This window comes from Luteimonas padinae, from assembly GCF_014652935.1.
GTDB classification, from domain to species: Bacteria; Pseudomonadota; Gammaproteobacteria; order Xanthomonadales; family Xanthomonadaceae; genus Luteimonas; species Luteimonas padinae.
Window position 1 is genome coordinate 161,057 of sequence record NZ_BMZT01000009.1, and the last position, 16,088, is coordinate 177,144.

The 16,088-nt window shown below is 73.3% G+C and carries 14 protein-coding genes and 1 pseudogene; 5 read left to right on the forward strand and 10 right to left on the reverse strand.

Features of this window, described 5'->3' with window-relative positions; genetic code table 11:
* Window positions 1–23: 23 nt before the first annotated feature.
* Both IE168_RS11670 and IE168_RS14855 read right to left on the reverse strand, forming a co-directional pair.
* Complete coding sequence (locus IE168_RS11670; RefSeq protein ID WP_189498420.1) at window positions 24–959, reverse strand: GGDEF domain-containing protein; 936 nt, start codon at window positions 957–959, stop codon at window positions 24–26.
* Window positions 960–1,659: 700 nt separating this feature from the next.
* Window positions 1,660–2,985, reverse strand: a pseudogene (locus tag IE168_RS14855) (ligand-binding sensor domain-containing protein); the annotation flags it as partial.
* Window positions 2,986–3,092: 107 nt separating this feature from the next.
* Here IE168_RS14855 and IE168_RS11685 point away from each other — a divergent pair.
* Window positions 3,093–3,290 carry an oxidoreductase-like domain-containing protein gene (locus IE168_RS11685; RefSeq protein WP_189498422.1) on the forward strand — a complete coding sequence of 66 codons (198 nt, stop codon included), beginning with the start codon at window positions 3,093–3,095 and terminating at the stop codon, window positions 3,288–3,290.
* A 32-nt stretch (window positions 3,291–3,322) separates the two neighbouring features.
* Complete coding sequence (locus IE168_RS11690; RefSeq protein ID WP_229823461.1) at window positions 3,323–4,243, forward strand: cation diffusion facilitator family transporter; 921 nt, start codon at window positions 3,323–3,325, stop codon at window positions 4,241–4,243.
* Between the two features lie 31 nt (window positions 4,244–4,274).
* Here the strand turns inward: IE168_RS11690 and mnmG are convergent, their stop codons facing one another.
* On the reverse strand, window positions 4,275–6,164 hold the full coding sequence (gene mnmG, locus IE168_RS11695) for a tRNA uridine-5-carboxymethylaminomethyl(34) synthesis enzyme MnmG (RefSeq protein WP_189498426.1): 1,890 nt from the start codon (window positions 6,162–6,164) through the stop codon (window positions 4,275–4,277).
* A gap of 407 nt (window positions 6,165–6,571) precedes the next feature.
* Window positions 6,572–7,471, reverse strand: a complete 900-nt coding sequence (locus tag IE168_RS11700; protein WP_189498428.1) for a hypothetical protein — start codon at window positions 7,469–7,471, stop codon at window positions 6,572–6,574.
* Window positions 7,472–7,593: 122 nt separating this feature from the next.
* On the opposite strand from IE168_RS11700, the gene IE168_RS11705 reads away from it, so the two are divergent.
* Both IE168_RS11705 and IE168_RS11710 read left to right on the forward strand, forming a co-directional pair.
* Window positions 7,594–8,553: a pyridoxal-phosphate dependent enzyme gene (locus IE168_RS11705; protein WP_189498430.1), complete on the forward strand. Its 960-nt coding sequence runs from the start codon at window positions 7,594–7,596 to the stop codon at window positions 8,551–8,553.
* Window positions 8,550–9,170 carry a YdcF family protein gene (locus IE168_RS11710; protein WP_189498432.1) on the forward strand — a complete coding sequence of 207 codons (621 nt, stop codon included), beginning with the start codon at window positions 8,550–8,552 and terminating at the stop codon, window positions 9,168–9,170. The genes IE168_RS11705 and IE168_RS11710 overlap by 4 nt, the downstream gene beginning before the upstream one ends.
* A 4-nt stretch (window positions 9,171–9,174) precedes the next feature.
* Here IE168_RS11710 and IE168_RS11715 read toward each other — a convergent pair whose 3' ends face one another.
* The 6 genes from IE168_RS11715 to bioB form a co-directional block, all read right to left on the reverse strand.
* On the reverse strand, window positions 9,175–9,828 hold the full coding sequence (locus tag IE168_RS11715; protein WP_189498434.1) for a hypothetical protein: 654 nt from the start codon (window positions 9,826–9,828) through the stop codon (window positions 9,175–9,177).
* Between the two features lie 204 nt (window positions 9,829–10,032).
* Window positions 10,033–10,935, reverse strand: coding sequence for a malonyl-ACP O-methyltransferase BioC (gene bioC, locus IE168_RS11720; RefSeq protein WP_189498436.1), 903 nt, complete (start codon window positions 10,933–10,935; stop codon window positions 10,033–10,035).
* Complete coding sequence (locus IE168_RS11725) at window positions 10,932–11,837, reverse strand: alpha/beta fold hydrolase (RefSeq protein ID WP_189498477.1); 906 nt, start codon at window positions 11,835–11,837, stop codon at window positions 10,932–10,934. The genes bioC and IE168_RS11725 overlap by 4 nt, the downstream gene beginning before the upstream one ends.
* A gap of 8 nt (window positions 11,838–11,845) precedes the next feature.
* Window positions 11,846–12,850, reverse strand: coding sequence for a multidrug resistance efflux transporter family protein (locus tag IE168_RS11730; protein ID WP_189498438.1), 1,005 nt, complete (start codon window positions 12,848–12,850; stop codon window positions 11,846–11,848).
* A 5-nt stretch (window positions 12,851–12,855) separates the two neighbouring features.
* The gene (gene bioF, locus IE168_RS11735) at window positions 12,856–14,055 is read right to left on the reverse strand and encodes an 8-amino-7-oxononanoate synthase (protein ID WP_189498440.1); all 1,200 of its coding nucleotides are present in this window, start codon (window positions 14,053–14,055) and stop codon (window positions 12,856–12,858) included.
* A 9-nt stretch (window positions 14,056–14,064) separates the two neighbouring features.
* Entirely contained in the window at window positions 14,065–15,126 is a 1,062-nt protein-coding gene (gene bioB, locus IE168_RS11740; RefSeq protein WP_189498443.1) for a biotin synthase BioB, read from the reverse strand.
* Window positions 15,127–15,175: 49 nt separating this feature from the next.
* Between bioB and IE168_RS11745 the strand changes: the two genes are divergently transcribed.
* On the forward strand, window positions 15,176–16,087 hold the full coding sequence (locus tag IE168_RS11745; protein ID WP_229823463.1) for a ComFC family protein: 912 nt from the start codon (window positions 15,176–15,178) through the stop codon (window positions 16,085–16,087).
* The last annotated feature ends 1 nt before the right edge of the window (window position 16,088 follow it).

Here is a 16,088-nt window from a genome sequence, read left to right on the forward strand (position 1 = left end):
TCCGCGGGGGCGCCTGCACGGCCTCAGCCCGCCACGACCCGGTTCCTGCCGCTGCGCTTGGCCTCGTACAGGCGCTCGTCCGCACGCCGCAGCAGATCGTCGGGCTTCTCGCCGGAGGCCTGCTGCACCAGGCCAACGCTGATGGTGCACGCCAGGTCGTCGCCAAGGGAGGCCAGGCGCATCGCGGCGATGTCCATGCGCGCCTGCTCCAGGCGGGGCAATGCCTCCTCCCGCGCCATGTCGCGCAGCACCACGAGGAACTCCTCGCCGCCGGTACGACCGACGAACACCGACGGATGCTGCAGCGAAGCGAGCAGGTGCGCGGCCACCTGCGCCAGCACCTCGTCCCCGGCCTGGTGCCCGTAGCGGTCGTTGATCGGCTTGAAGCGATCGACGTCCACCAGCGCCACGCACAGCGGGGTGCCGGCGTCCTCCGCCCGCTCCACTGCCGATTCCAGGAAGAGGTCGCAGGCGCGGCGGTTGGGCAGCCCGGTCAGGGCGTCGTGGTGGGCCTGGTGGGCGAGCTGCGTCAGCAGCTGTTCGCGCTCGCGCGAGGCCTGTTCGAGTTCGGCGTTCTTCTCGCGCAGCTCCTCGGTGCGCTGCGCCACGACCGACTCCAGCCGCCGCCGCCGCCGGCTCTGCCGGCGTCCCAGGAAGGCGTGCAGGCCGGCGAACAGCAACGCCAGCAGCACCAGGCCCAGGAGGTGCGTGCCCGTGCGCTGCCACCAGGGCGCCTCGACCTGAAGCTCCACCTGCGCCTGGTTCACCGGACGCGACCAGTCCACGGGTGCACGCGCCACCTGGACCTCGAAGCGCAGCGTGCCTGCCGGGAGGTTGGTGTAGGCCACCTGCCCCGATTCCGCGGCCTCGATCCAGTCCCGGTCCACGCCCTGCATCCGGTAGCGGTAGCGCAGGCTGTTCGGGCTGCGCTGGCTGACGCCGGTGAACTGGACCTCCACGCGCCCCCCCCGGCGGCACCTCGGTGCCGGGAAGGCCGTTCACCGTGACCCGGTCGATCACCAGCGATATCGGGCCTTTGCCGGCGTCGACCACGCGGGCGGGGTCGAACACCGCGATCCCGGACGCGGTCGGCATCCACAGCTCGCCGCTGGCCATGCGCCAGCCCGCCGGGGAGCTGCCGCCGTTGCTCTGCCGGCTGGGCATGCCGTCATCGCCGGTGAAGGCCTGGACATCCAGCTGCGCGGACACCCCGCGGTCGATGTCGTCGAAGGTACTGCGCGGGATCCGGAACACCCCGCCGTTGGTGCTGGTCCAGAGATTGCCGAAGTCGTCGGAAAGCACGCGGAACAGGGCGCTTCCCGTCAGGCCGTGGCGGCGGCCGTACAGGGTGAAGCGACCCTCGCGCAGGCGCAGCAGGCCGCGGTCGCTGGCGATCCACAGCGTGCCGTCCGGATCGGACAGGAAGTCGAAGGCGGACTCGGCCGGAAAGTCCTCCTCCGGTTCCAGCACCACCACGCGGCCGTCCGGCCCGCGGCGCGCCATGCCCCCGATGAGACCGATCCAGAGCGTGCCGTCGCCCGCCCTGTGCAGGGCGCGCACCGGCAGCGCCGGCAGGCCGGGCAAGGGCTGCTCGTCCGCCTGCCCATCGCGCCAGGCCTTGAGCCCGCGCTCGCTGCCCACCCACAGCGTCCCGTCGGGATCTTCGAGCACTGCGCGCACGTGTTCGGTGGCAAGGGTGCTGCCGGCAGGCGCCAGCGGCCTCAACGGCGCCCCGGCACCGGGACCGACATGCATCACGCCGCGGTTGTAGGTCCCCGCCCAGACCCCGCCGTCGGACGCCAGCGCCAGCGCCAGCACCGAAGCCGACGGGCGGCCGGGCCGGGGCATCACGGCCTCGACCCGGCCGTCGCTCATCCGGCTCAGGCCGCCGGAGTGCCCGATCCAGGCCTGGCCGTCGGCGGTTTCCACGATGCTGCGGACGTATTCGTTGCGCAGCCCCTGTTCACGGCCGATGCCCCAGACCGGCCCGTCGCTGATGCGGAATAGGCCGTGCGTGGTGCCCATCCAGATCAGGCCCTCGCGCCCCTCGAACAGGGCACCCGAAGCAAAGCCCTCGATCCCGTGCTGCCGCCCGAGCTGCTGCCACCTGCCCCGCCAGTAGCGCAGCAGCGTGCTGTCGGTGGCCGCCACCCAGAGCGCACCCTGCCGGTCCTGGATCAGCCCTTCGACGGTCTCCCTGCGCAAATGCTCGAGGCGACCCTCGCGCAGGCGCCAGACCCCGTGTTCGCCGGCGATCCAGGTGTCGCCCTCGGAGGACCGGAGCAGCCCGCGCACTTCGCCTGCGGGCAGTCCCAGGCGTTCGCCCAGCCCTTCCACCCGCCCCTCGTGCCAGCGGTGCAGCCCGCGCCGGCTGCCCACCCACAGGCTGCCGTCATCACGCGCCAGCAGCGACATCACCGCGAGCTCGGCCAGCGCCGCGCCGCCCTCCATGCGGACGCAACCGGCCGCGCCGAGGCGGTACAGGCCATCGCGGGCCGCGATCCAGTAGCCGTCATCGACGGCCGGCGCCACCTGGATCACGTCAAGCTCCGGAAAGTCCCCGCATGCGGGCCGGGCACGGCCCCCGTCGGGCACCTGCACCAGTCCAAGGCTGTCGACGTTGACCAGCATGCCGTCGTCGTCGTGCCGCAGCAGCCGCGAAGCCAGGCGGCGGCCATCGGCGTGGTTCAGCGCGTCGACATGACGGAACCTGCGCCCGTCGAAGCGCACCGTGCCTTCCCAGGTCGCGACCCACAGGAAGCCGTCGTCGTCCTGGCTGATGGCGTGCACCTGGCCATGCGGCAGGCCGTCGTCGGCGTTCCAGCGGGTGACGGAATAGCGCTCGGGCGGCAGCTCGGGATCCAGCGCCTGCGCCGGACCCGCGATCGATCCCAGGCCAAGGGCCAGCCACGCGCAAGCGGACAGCCAGGCCCGCCCGCCTGATCGTCCCGTCATGTCTGGAATGGTTGGCCGCGCACCCGCCATGCCCGTTCAGCGCGCCCCTGTTCGCGGCAAACGCTTCATTCTAGCAAGCCGCTTCCATCACCAGCCGCATTTTGGAACGCTGCGCACCGCCCCCATCTGCTGCCCTGATGAACACGAATATCCCCACCAGCGCGCGTCCGCCGGACCGCGACGACCCGCGCCCGCAGCCTCCCGAAGCACCATTGCCCAGCGACTGCTGCGACAGCGGCTGCGACCCTTGCGTCAACGACACCTATGCCGAAGAGCTGCAGTACTACCGCGAGCAGCTGGCGAAATGGCTGGAGCGGCACCCGGACCAGGCCTGAGGCCACCGCGTCCGCAGCGCATAATCACGGGCATGGGACAACCGCATGAACCGCCGCCGCCTCCACCCGACCTGAGGAAGTACGCCTGGCTGGCGATCGCCACCGCCGTGCTGACGGTCCTGCTCAAGGGCAGCGCCTGGCTGGTCACCGGCTCGGTCGGCCTGCTGTCGGACGCCGCGGAATCGCTGGTCAACCTGGTGGCGGCCATCGTCGCCCTGGTCTCGCTGACCATCGCCGCCCGGCCGGCCGACGACGACCACCACTTCGGGCACGGCAAGGCGGAGTACTTCTCGGCGGCGCTGGAAGGGATCATGGTGTTCGTCGCCGCGGCGTCGATCATCTACCTGGGCATCGAGCGCCTGCTGGCCCCGCGGCCGCTGGAGGCGGTGGGCATCGGCCTGGCCATCTCGGCAGCCGCTGCGGTCCTCAACGGCATCGTCGGGCGGATCCTGATCGACGTCGGCACCCGGCACCGCTCCATCACCCTGCGCGCCGACGGCAAGCACCTGATGACCGACGTGTACACCACGATCGGCGTGGTGCTGGGCCTGGGGCTGGCCTGGCTCACGGGCTGGCTCTGGCTGGACCCGGTGATCGCGATCCTGGTGGGCCTGAACATCCTGGTCACCGGCTACCGGCTGATCTCGGAGTCCACCGCGGGCCTGATGGACGGCTCGCTGTCGACGGAGGACAACGCCAGGATCCTGGCCATCCTCGAGGCCCGTACCGAAAAGGGCCGAATCGAGTTCCACGCGGTGCGCACCCGTGAATCCGGCGCGCGCCAGTTCATGGAGATGCACATGCTGGTGCCCGGCGACTGGTCGGTGCAGCGCGGCCACGACGCCATGGAGGACCTGGTCGACGAGATCGTGGCGGCGTTCCCGGCGATGCGCGTGACCGGGCACCTGGAACCGATCGCCGATCCGCGCAGCTACGAAGACATGAGCCTGTAGGCCGGCGCGCCCCGCCGCTGCAGGGACGCGCTCAGGCGACGCGGCTGCGGCGCGCGCGCTCCAGGTGCACCAGCAGCAGCGAGATCGCCGCCGGCGTCATGCCGGGAATGCGCTGCGCCTGGCCGATGGTCTGCGGCCGCACCTGCTCCAGCTTCTGCCGCAGCTCGGCCGACAGGCCGCGCACCGCGGCGTAGTCGAAGCCGTCGCCGATCGCGGTCTCTTCGGCGCCGCGCTGGCGCGCGATCTCCTCGCGCTGGCGCTCCAGGTAGCCGGAATACTTGGCCTCGATCTCGACCTGCTCGGCCACGGCCGCGTCATCCACCGCCGGGCCGAAGGACGGCACCGCAGCCAGCGTCGCGTAGTCCAGCTCCGGGCGCCGCAGCAGGTCCAGGCCGCTGCATTCGCGGCTGATGTCTATTCCCAGCGCGGCCGAGGCGTCGCGGCCGATGGCGTTGTTGGGCGAGGCCCACAGCGCGCCCAGGCGCTGCGTTTCCGCCGCCACCGCGTCGCGCTTGCGCGCGAACGCGTCCCAGCGCGCGTCATCCACGATCCCGAGTTCGCGGCCCACCGGCGTCAGCCGCAGGTCGGCGTTGTCCTCGCGCAGCTGCAGGCGGTACTCGGCGCGGCTGGTGAACATGCGGTAGGGCTCGGTGGTGCCGTGGGTCACCAGGTCGTCAACCAGCACGCCGATGTAGGCCTGGTCGCGGCGCGGCGCCCAGCCGTCGTGGCCCTGCACTGCGCGCGCGGCGTTGGCGCCGGCGAGCAGGCCCTGGGCCGCGGCCTCCTCGTAGCCGGTGGTGCCGTTGATCTGGCCGGCGAAGTACAGGCCGGACACGGCCTTGGTCTCCAGCGTGGCCTTCAGCCCGCGCGGGTCGAAGTAGTCGTATTCGATCGCATAGCCGGGCCGGGTGATGTGCGCGCGCTCGAAGCCCTGCACCGAGCGCACCAGCTCGAGCTGCACGTCGAAGGGCAGGGACGTCGAGATGCCGTTGGGATAGATCTCGGCCACGCCCAGGCCCTCGGGCTCGACGAAGACCTGGTGGCTGTCCTTTTCGGCGAAGCGCACCACCTTGTCCTCGATCGACGGGCAGTAGCGCGGCCCGGTGCCCTCGATCTGCCCGGAGTACATCGGCGAGCGGTGCAGCGCGCCGCGGATGATGTCGTGGGTGCGCTGCGTGGTCTGGGTGATCCAGCAGGACACCTGGCGCGGATGGTCGTCGCGCGTGCCCATGAAGGAGAACACCGGACGCGGGTCGTCGCCGGGCTGCTCCACCATCACCGAGTAGTCGAGCGTGCGGCCGTCGATGCGCGGCGGCGTGCCGGTCTTGAGGCGGTCGACCACGAACGGACCTTCGCGCAGGCGCTCGGCCAGGCGCACCGAGGGCGGATCGCCCATGCGGCCGCCGGCATGCTGCGCTTCGCCGACGTGGATGCGGCCGGCGAGGAAGGTGCCGGCGGTCAGGACCACGGCCGGCGCCTCGAAGCGCAGCCCGGTGTTGGTCACCGCGCCGCGCACGGCGCCGCCTTCGATCACCAGGTCGTCGACTGCCGCCTGGAACACGGTCAGGTTCGGCTGCGCTTCCACCGCGCGGCGGATGAAGGCGCGGTACAGCGCGCGGTCGGCCTGGCAGCGCGTCGCGCGCACCGCAGGACCCTTGGACGCGTTGAGTCGCCGCCACTGGATGCCCGCGGCATCGGCGGCGCGCGCCATGACGCCGCCCAGCGCGTCGATTTCGCGCACCAGGTGGCCCTTGGCGATGCCGCCGATCGCGGGATTGCAGCTCATCGCACCGATGGTCTCGATGCTGTGGGTGAGCAGCAGCGTGCGCGCGCCGGCGCGCGCGGCGGCCAGCGCGGCTTCGGTGCCGGCGTGGCCGCCGCCGATCACGATGACGTCGTGGCGATGGAAGTCGTGATGCATCTCGCAATTATCGCGCTTGGCCGCGCTGGTGCGGCGGACGGACGGAAGTTGGCACGCATCCTGCGTTCGATACAGGCGCACCCGGGATGGCAATCGCCTAGGGGGGCGTGGCCGGAGATTGGAACAGGGCTGGCCAGCCGCATCCCGGGGAAGCGAAGGGGCCGAACGTCGGGGGACGTTCGGCCCCGTTTTTTTTCGGCGGGCCCTGGTGGCCCGCGATGCCGGGAAAGGCGCCGACACCCGGCAGGAGCGGAACAGGGGGGATCCGGGCTCCCCCGCCGGGTGTCGACATTGGTCACCCCGGATTACGTCAGGAAGCGACGCAACCGGTCAGTCGGCCCTAGCTTGCGACGACTGCGGTCCCGGCGCAAGCGCTCCGACAGCCCCGGAGCGCGACGCCGGTCGCGTTACCGCTCTTCCTGCGAGGACGCACGGACGCGCTGCGGCGAAACCCGGCTCGGCCGCTGCGGTGCGACCCGGACTGGCGTCGCCGGCCTGGGCGCGGCCTGCCTCACCGGGCTCGCGATGCGGCTGGCAGGGCCCTGCCGGGGCGGAGCCTGCCGCACGGGCGCGACCACGCGGGACGGCGCATCCGGCCGCGACACGGCCCGCGGGGCCGGCCCGGGGCGCAGGCGGGGGGTCTCGCGCGGCATCTGGGTCCCGGCGCCCGGTGAGCGGAGGTCGCCGCCCCGCAGCCTGCTGCGGTCCACGGGCATCGCACCCGGTACCGGGGCGCGCTGGCCCGGCAGCGGCGTGCTTCGGGGCGCAGGCCGGACCTGTCTCACCTCGCCGGGCGAGCGCAGGCGATTGCGCGGCGGCTCCACCGCCTCGCGTCCGGGAGTGACAGCCGGCGGCGGCCGCCGCAGCTGCGAGCGGCGGGCCTCACGCAGCCGCTCGATCTCCTCCGCCGAGCGCAACCTGTTGCCCGGGTTGGGGCCGCTGCCGTCCGGCGGCCGCACGTCGGGCCGCTGGTGGCCGTCCGGGCGCGGCCGATAGGGAGGCCGGTGGTGGTACCCGGGCCGGTCGTACCAGCCCGGGTAATAGCCGCCGTACCACGGGTAGCCCCAGTTGCCGTACAGCCCGCCGTAGTAACCGGTGCCACGGTAATAGCCCGGCCCGCCGTAACCGCGGCCGTAGCCGCCGTAGTACGGATCGTAGTAACCGGAGTAGCCGTAGGGCACGGCATCACCGTAGTAATAGTCGCCGTAGCCCTGGCTGCTGTAGCCGCCGTATTCGCTGTAGCCATAGCCGGTCGCGCAACCTGCCAGGAGGGCGGCTGATGCGAGGCCGATGAGGATCTTGCGCATGTTCGCGTCCCCTGTGTGGTTGCCGTCACAGGGTCGACCCAAGGCATTGAATTGCGGCTTAACCCTTGCCCCAAGCGTGCCCGTTGCTGAACGCAGCCCGCAAGTCCGCTAGTCTGGCGGGCATGCCCGCAGCCGCCACGTTCGACGACGTCCTGGCCGCCGCCGCCCGGATCGCACCCCATGCACAGCCGACACCGGTGCTGCGCTCCAGCGCGATCGACGCGCTGGCCGGCTGCCGCCTGGCGTTCAAGGCCGAACACCTGCAGCGCGCCGGCGCCTTCAAGTTCCGCGGCGCCTGCAACGCGGTGTGGGCACTCACGGACGAACAGGCGCGGCACGGCGTCGCCACCCACTCCTCCGGCAACCACGGCGCCGCGCTCGCGCTGGCCGCGGCCACGCGTCGCATCGCCTGCCACGTCGTGGTGCCGCGCGGCGCGGTGGCCAGCAAGCTCGCCGCGATCGCCGGCTACGGCGCGGTCCTGCATCGCTGCGATCCGGGCATCGCCGCGCGCGAAGTCGCCTGCGCAACGGTGGTGCAGGCCACCGGCGCGCGGCTGGTCCATCCCTACGCGGACGCGGCCGTGATCGCCGGCCAGGGCACGGCGGCGCTGGAGCTGCTGGCGTCGGCCGGACCGCTGGATGCGGTGGTGGTGCCGGTCGGCGGCGGCGGCCTGGCCGCGGGCACCGCGCTGGCGCTGGCGGGCGTGGCGCCGGACTGCCAGCTGGTGCTGGCCGAGCCTTCCGGCGCCGCCGAAACCCGCGACTCGCTCGCCCGCGGAGAACGCGTCACCGATTTCGTCCCCGACACCATCTGCGATGGGCTGCGCGGCACCCTGGGCCAACCCGGCTTCGAGATCCTGCGCGCGCACGGCGCCGAGGTCCTGGTCGTCGACGATGCCGACACCGTGGCCGCGATGCGCCTGGTGTGGCAGCGCATGAAACAGGTCATCGAACCCTCGTCCGCGATCGCGCTGGCCGCGGTGCTCGGCCATCCCGCGCGCTTCGCCGGGCTGCGCGTGGGCGTGGTGCTGAGCGGCGGCAACGTCGATCTCGACGCGCTGCCCTGGGCCACGGCGGCATGACGCGCCGCAGGCGCCAACGCGGCACGCGGCCGCGCCGGTTCTGGCGCTGGCTGCTGCGGCTAGTGCTGCTGGCGACGCTGTGGCTGGCGGCGGTGGCCGCCTGGATCGTCTACGTCGGCAACCGCGACCAGGCCCGGGCCGCCGACGCCATCGTGGTCCTGGGCGCGGCCGCCTACGACACCCGGCCCTCGCCGGTGTTCACCGAACGCATCCGCCACGGCATCGACCTGTACGAGCGCGGCTATGCCGGCGCGCTGGTGTTCACCGGCGGCTACGGCGACGGCGCGCGCTTCTCTGAATCACAGGTGGCGCGAACCTTTGCACTGCGCGCCGGTGTTCCGGAAGACGCGATCCTGATCGAGACGCTGTCGCGCACCACCTACCAGAACCTGGCGCGTACGCGCGACCTGCTGTCCGACCACGGCCTGCAGCGCGTGATCGTGGTCAGCGACCCGCTGCACATGGCGCGCGCGCTGCGGCTGAGCCGCCAGCTCGGCATCGATGCCGTGGGCTCGCCAACGCCGAGCACGCGCTTCCGCAGCTTCCGCACCCAGTGGCGCTTCCTCGCGCGCGAGGTCTACTTCTTCCACCGCGACCTGGTGGTCCGGCCGGACTGAGCGATCAGCCGGGCCCGCCGACAAGCGTCAGGCCCTCGCGCAGCAGCCAGCGCGTGGCGGCGGCGCGGTCGGCCTGCGGCAGGCCGTCGAGGACGCCCACCAGCCAGCGGAAGGACTGGCAGCGCGCGGCGCGGCTGGCCTGGTCGCGGCCTTCGGACGCGAGTCCGAGCATGAAGCCTTCGTGCAGGAAGGTGGCGCTGACCGCCGCCGACTTCAGCACCTGGCGCGCATGCGCGGGATCGTAGGGCTGCACCTGGCCCTGCAGACCGGCGAGCGCGATGTCGGTGAAGGCCAGCGCGAAGCGTTCGCGGCTGGGATCACCGAGGCGATCGACCGCGCGCTGGAACGCGGCCACGTCGCGCGCGGCGTCGGGCTCGAACAGCGAACACAGCGCAGCGGATTCAACGTCCGAGCGCGAACTCGCGTGCACCGCCTTGAACAGGCGGTCGATGGCCGCATCGGGCGCGCGCAGCAGCACGTCGTCGCCCAGCGAAAGCACGGCCGCGGGATCGAGCTGCGACAGGTCGATGTCATAGCGCTGGGCGTTGGCGGACAGCGCCGGCACGAGCGCGAGCAGCAGCGCCGGCACCGCGAGGACGCGGCGCAGCCGGCTATTCGGACCAGCGACACGACGCCGGCTGGCGGTGTCGCTGGCCACGGCGGTGCAAGAACGGGACGGGGACGGCGGGGTCGGCATGGCGCGAGTGTAGGCAGGCGTCCGCGCCGCAGGATGAACGCCGGTGCGCCACGTGCCGCGGACGGCGCGCATCCATGCGGAGTCAGGGCCGCGGCCGGCCGCGCCGCACGCCGTGGCGGGTGCACGCACGCGCTGGATCCGTGGCCCCGCCTGCCGTGGCCGGTTTCAGCCGCCGCCGCGGCGGCGCACCGGGATGCCGGATGCCGGGAAGCGCGCCACGTCCTCGCCGCCCTCGCGGATCGGCTGGCCGTGCGCCGGCGCCCAGGCCATCGCAGTGATGGTTTCCCAGGTGGCCGGCAGCAGGCCGTCCTCGCCGCGCCACTGTTCGTAGGCCGTCTGCGCGGCGGCGAAGCGACCGCGGCCGGTCAGGGCGCGGCGGCGCGCGGCCAGCGCATTGGTGGCCCCGAGTTCGCGCAGGCCGCGCATCAGGCCGGCCATGTCGGCGTGGCGATGCACGTCGACGTCGCGGTCGAGCACCGGATCGCGGAAGCCCGCGCGCATCAGCGCATCGCCGAACGCGGCGATGGCCGGGAACGGCGACACATGGTCGGCGGCGTCGGCGGCGGCGAACGACGCACGCAGCTCGTGCAGCGTGTCGGGACCGAAGGTCGACACCAGCAACAGGCCGCCCGGCCGCAGCACGCGGCGGAACCCGACGAACAGGGCGTCGAGATCCTCGACCCACTGCAGGCACAGGTTGCTGAAGATCAGGTCGACGCTGTCGTCGGCCAGCGGCAGCGCGCGGGCATCGGCGCAGACGCGGTCGATGGGGCGTTGCAGCGGGTTCCAGCCGCGCTTGGGCGCGACCTGGCGCAGCATCGGCAGCGCGAGGTCCATCGCGACCACGCGCGCCTTCGGCCAGCGCCTGCGCAACTCCAGCGCGCCGGTGCCGGGGCCGCTGCCGAGGTCGAGGATGCTCGTCGGTACCTGGTCGCCCAGGTAGTCGAGCGACTCGAACAGCCGCGACTCGATCTCGCGCTGCAGCGCGGCGGCGGCGGAATAGCTGCCGGCCGCCCGCGAGAAGGCGCGGCGGACCTGGCGGTGGTCGAAGACGTCCTGGGTATTCATGGCGTGGCGCTGCTGTCCGGGTCGGGTGATGGCGGCCGCGGCGGTGACGGCCGCGGCGGACCGCCGGCGCCGGCCAGGAACCCTGCGATGGCGTCGGCGACCTCGTCGGCGTGGGTGAGGAAAGGGGCGTGGCCGCCGTGCTCGATCTGGACGAAGCGCGCACCCCGCGTGCCTTGGGCGGCGGCGCGCATCGCGCGCGGATCGACCACGCGGTCGCGGCGGCCGGCGATCCACAGGCTGGGCACTTCGAGCGCGGGCAGCAGCGGGCGCTGGTCGACGGTGCGCAGCAGGTCCAGGCCCTGCGCGAGCGCGACCGCCGGCGGCTCGCCGCGTGCGAAGACTTCGGTGCGCAGCGCGCGCAGCTCGCCGCGGGCGTCGTCGGAGCCGAAGGCTTCCAGCGCGATGAAGCGCTCGAGGGTGCCGTGGTAGTCGTCGCGCAAGCCCTGGGCGAAGCCGGCGAAGATTTCGGGGGACATGCCGTAGCGGGCGGGGGCGGGAGTCCCGGCGGGGGAGGGGCCGGATTCGGCGAGAACCACCCCTGTAGGAGCAGCTACAGCTGCGACCCCCGCGGCATCGCGCACAAACCTCGGCGCCGAACACACCATCACCAGCGCCGGCACCCGCGCCGGCCGCGTCGCCGCCGCGCGCAGCGCGAACATCCCGCCCAGCGACCAGCCCAGCCAGGGCGCCACCGGCACGCGCGCGGCGATGGCATCGACCACGGCATCGGGCTCGAGCGCCACGGCGCTGTCGCGGCTACGGCCGTGGCCGGGCAGGTCGACGACATGCAGTTCGAAGCGGTCCGCGAGCCGCGCCACCAGCGGTGCGAACACGCCGCCGTGCATCGCCCAGCCGTGCAGCAGCACCAGCGGCGCGCCGCGGCCATGGACCTCGATGTGCAGGTCCGCGCTCATGCGCCCTTGTCCGTGCGCAACGCACGCTGGCGCGCCTGGCTGCCGGCCGCGTGGCGCGCCACCAGCCAGGCGAACAGGCCGATGCCGCCGACGATCAGCGCGGCGCCGGCCATGCCAACCACGCCCGGCACCGGCTCGCCCAGGAACAGCACGCCGATCAGGATCGCGAACAGCAGCTCCGAGCCCTGCATCGCCTCCACGCCGCCCAGCGCGGTGGGGTTGTCGCGCACCATGCCGGTGGCCTGGAAGAACAGGATCGTGGCGACCACGCCCGCGCTCAGCGCCACGCCCGCGGCCAGCCAGACCTGGTCGGCCGGCGGCGCGCCGCTGCGCGTCCAGGCCCAGGCCGCCACCGCCCACCACAGCGGCTGGCTGGCCAGCGTCATTCCGAACACGCGCTGGGTGGCGTTGAGGTCCTCGCCGCTGCGCTCCAGGTGCAGCAGCAGCAGGCGGTTGCCGAGCGGATAGGCGACCGCGGCGCCGAGCACGCAGGCCAGCGCGATCCAGCCGGCGCGGTCGATGCCGCCGCCGCCGTGGCCGGCCTGCAGCAGCAGCACGCCGGCCAGGATCAGCGCCGCGACCATCAGCGCCGCCCTCGGGATGCGCCGGCGCGCGTCGCGGTACAGCAGCGGGGCGCACAGGATCCCCGCGACCACGGTGAACTGGAAGCTGCCCGCCACCAGCCACGAAGGCCCGCTGGACGCCGCGAACGACAGCAGCAGGTAGAACGCGCCGAAGCCGATGGCGCTGCAGCGCAGCCAGGCCCAGGGGTGCCGGCGTATCGCCCGCCACACCGGGGCCGCCCGGCCCTGCCAGGGCAAGAGCGGCAACAGCAGGGGCAGGGTGATCAGGTAGCGCAAGGTCGCGGTCCAGGCCCAGTCGCCGCCGGCGTTCGCGCTCACCCGGTTGAGCACGTAGGTCATGGTGAAGAACAGCGCCGAGGCCAGGCCGATGCCGACGGCGGCCAGCGCGCGGCTGGTGGCGGGCGTGTCGCCGGACATGTGGATCAGGCCGCGCGCGCGGCGTCCGCGTGGTCGCGGGCCCGCGCGAGCGCGTGGACCAGCGCATCCACCTGGTCCTCGCCGTGCGCGGCGCACAGCGTGACGCGCAGGCGCGCGCGGCCCTCGGGGACGGTCGGCGGGCGGATCGCAGCCACCCGGAAGCCGTCGGCCTCCAGCCGCGCGGCCATGTCCAGTGCGCGCGCGTTGTCGCCGCAGGGCACGGGCTGGATCGGCGTGGCGGAATCGGGCAGGTCGAAGCCGCGCGTGGCCATGCCGTCGCGGAAGCGCTGCACCAGGGCCGCCAGCTTCTCGCGCCGCCAGTGCTCGCGCCGCGCCAGCTTCACCGCGGCCAGCGCCGCCGCGGCCTGAGGCGGTGGCAGCGCGGTGGTGTAGATGTAGGGGCGCGCGTTGCCGGCCAGGTGTTCGACGAGGTCGACATCGCCGGCCACCACCGCGCCATAGCCGCCCAGCGCCTTGCCCAGCGTGACCAGCTGCAGCGGCACCTCGTCCACGCCCAGGCGCGCCTCGGCCACGCTGCCGCGACCGCCTGGCCCGAGCACGCCCACGCCGTGGGCATCGTCGACGTACAGCAGCGCCGACTGCACGCGCGCCACCAGCGCCAGCTGTCGCAGCGGGGCCACGTCGCCGTCCATGCTGAAGACGCCGTCGGTGGCGAGCATCGCCGCGCCGTCGGGCACCGTGCGCAGCTGGCGCAGCGCGCCTTCGGCGTCGCCGTGCGGATAGCGGCGCAGGCGACAGCCGGCCAGGCGCGCGCCGTCGATCAGGCTGGCGTGGTTGAGCCGGTCCTGCACGCTGGTGTCGCCCTCGCCCAGCAGCGCCTGCTGCACGGCGAGGTTGGCGGCGTAGCCGCTGCCGAAGACCAGCGCACGCGGCACTTCGAGCCAGTCGGCCACCTCGCGCTCCAGCGCCTCGTGCGCGACGCGGTGGCCGCAGACGAGGTGCGAGGAGATGCCGCCGATGCCGTCGCGCGCGGCCGCGTCCTGTACGGCGTCGACGACCTGGAACTGCTGGGCGAGGCCGAGGTAGTCGTTGCCGCAGAAGTCCAGCAGCCAGCGGCCGTCGACCTCCATGCGCACGCCGTCGCGGCGCGTGACCACGCGGCGGCTGCGCACGAGGTCGCGCGCGAGCGCGTCCGCGCGCTGGGCCTGGGCGCGGCGGCGGAGGTCGGGGCGTCGGGCGGCCATGCGGCGATCCTAGGCCACGCAGCGGCCGGGCTGGTCGACGATATCGGCATGCACCGTGCCGCCGTGGTCGTGGCCTTCGGCGTCCACGGTGACCTGCATCGCGCGCAGGCCGAGGCGGTCGAACAGCGCCTGGTCGTGGGCGACGTCGGGGTTGCCGGTGGTCAGCAGCTTCTCGCCGTGGAAGATCGAGTTGGCGCCGGCGCTGAAGCACAGCGCCTGCAGTTCGTCGGACATCTGCTCGCGCCCGGCCGACAGCCGCACCATCGACTTCGGCATCAGGATGCGCGCGACCGCGATCGTGCGCACGAACTCGAACGGATCGAGCTCGGCGGTGCCGTGCAGCGGCGTGCCTTCCACCTGCACCAGGCGGTTGATCGGCACCGAGTCCGGGTGCGCCGGCATGGTCGCCAGCGTCTGCAGGAAGCCGGCGCGCTGGCGGCGGGTCTCGCCCATGCCGACAATGCCGCCGCAGCAGGTCTTGAGCCCGGCGTCGCGCACGTGCTCGAGGGTGTCGAAGCGGTCCTGCAGCTCGCGGGTGCGGATGATGCTGCCGTAGTGCTCGGGATCGGTGTCGATGTTGTGGTTGTAGTAGTCGAGGCCGGCGTCCTTCAGCGCCTGCGCCTGCGACCCGGTGAGCATGCCGAGCGTGGCGCAGGTCTCGAGGCCGAGCGACTTCACGCCGGCGATCATGGCGGCGACCTTCGGGATGTCGCGGTCCTTGGGCGAGCGCCAGGCGGCGCCCATGCAGAAGCGCGAGGCGCCGGCGGCCTTGGCCTGGCGGGCCTTCTCCATGACCGCGTCGGTCTCCATCAGCTTCTGCGCGTCGACGCCGGTGTCGTAGCGCTGGGCCTGCGGGCAGTAGGCGCAGTCCTCGGGGCAGCCGCCGGTCTTCACCGACAGCAGGGTGCTGACCTGGACCTCGGCGGGATCGAAGTTGAGCCGGTGGACGCTGGCGGCGCGGAACAGCAGCTCCGGGAACGGCAGGTCAAGCAGGGCTTCGACCTCGCTGCGGGTCCAGTCGTGGCGCGGCGTGGCGGCCTCGGAAGCGCGGAATTCGCTGACGGCGGGCATGGCGGGATCCTGAGTGCCTGGCGGAGGCAGACCGGGCAGTCTGGAAACCATGCCCGGACCTGTCAACCTCGCGCAGGCCGTTCCGGTTGACGGCTGGCTGGCGCGGATCGGCCGCGGGCTGTGGGCGCCGCGCTGCCTGGTGTGCGGCGAGCGGACCTCCGGACCGCTGGACCTGTGCGCACGCTGCGGCGCCGCCCTGCCCTGGATGCCGCCGGCATGCCTGTGCTGCGCGATGCCGCTGCCCTTGCCCGCATCGCCCCCGCCCTTGCCTGTATTGCCGCCGGCGTTCCCTGTATTGGTGCCGCCCTCGCCTGTATTGCCGCCGCCACCTTCCCCTGCAGGAGCGGCTACAGCCGCGACCGGGATTGCCGAGCAGCACCATGCAGCGCGGGTCGCGGCTTTAGCCGCTCCTACAGGGGGGGCCCTCACGGGTGGGCGGCTGTGCAGCGCCTGCCAGCACGATCCGCCGCCGCTGGCCGAAGCACACGCGGCCTTCCTCTACGCCTTTCCGCTGGACCGCCTGCTGCCGCGGCTCAAGTTCCACCGCGACCTCGCCGCCGGGCGCCTGCTGGCCCAGGCCATGGCCGCCGCCTTCGCCGGCTGCGAACGGCCGCAGGCGCTGGTGCCGGTGCCGCTGCACCGCGCCCGACTGCGCCAGCGCGGCTACAACCAGGCGCTGGAGCTGGCGCGCCCGCTGGGCCGGATGCTGGGCCTGCCGGTGCGGCCGGGCCTGCTGCTGCGCAGCCGCGACACCGCCGCGCAGTCGCGCCTGGACGCGGGCGCGCGCAGCGCCAACCTGCGCGATGCCTTCGAAGTGCCGGCCCGGATCCGCGTTCCCGCGCACCTGGTCCTGGTCGACGACGTCATGACCACCGGCGCGACCCTGAACGCCGCCGCCGAAGCCCTGCTCGAGGCCGGCGCAGACCGCGTCGACGCCTGGGTCTGCGCCCGCACGCCCTGAG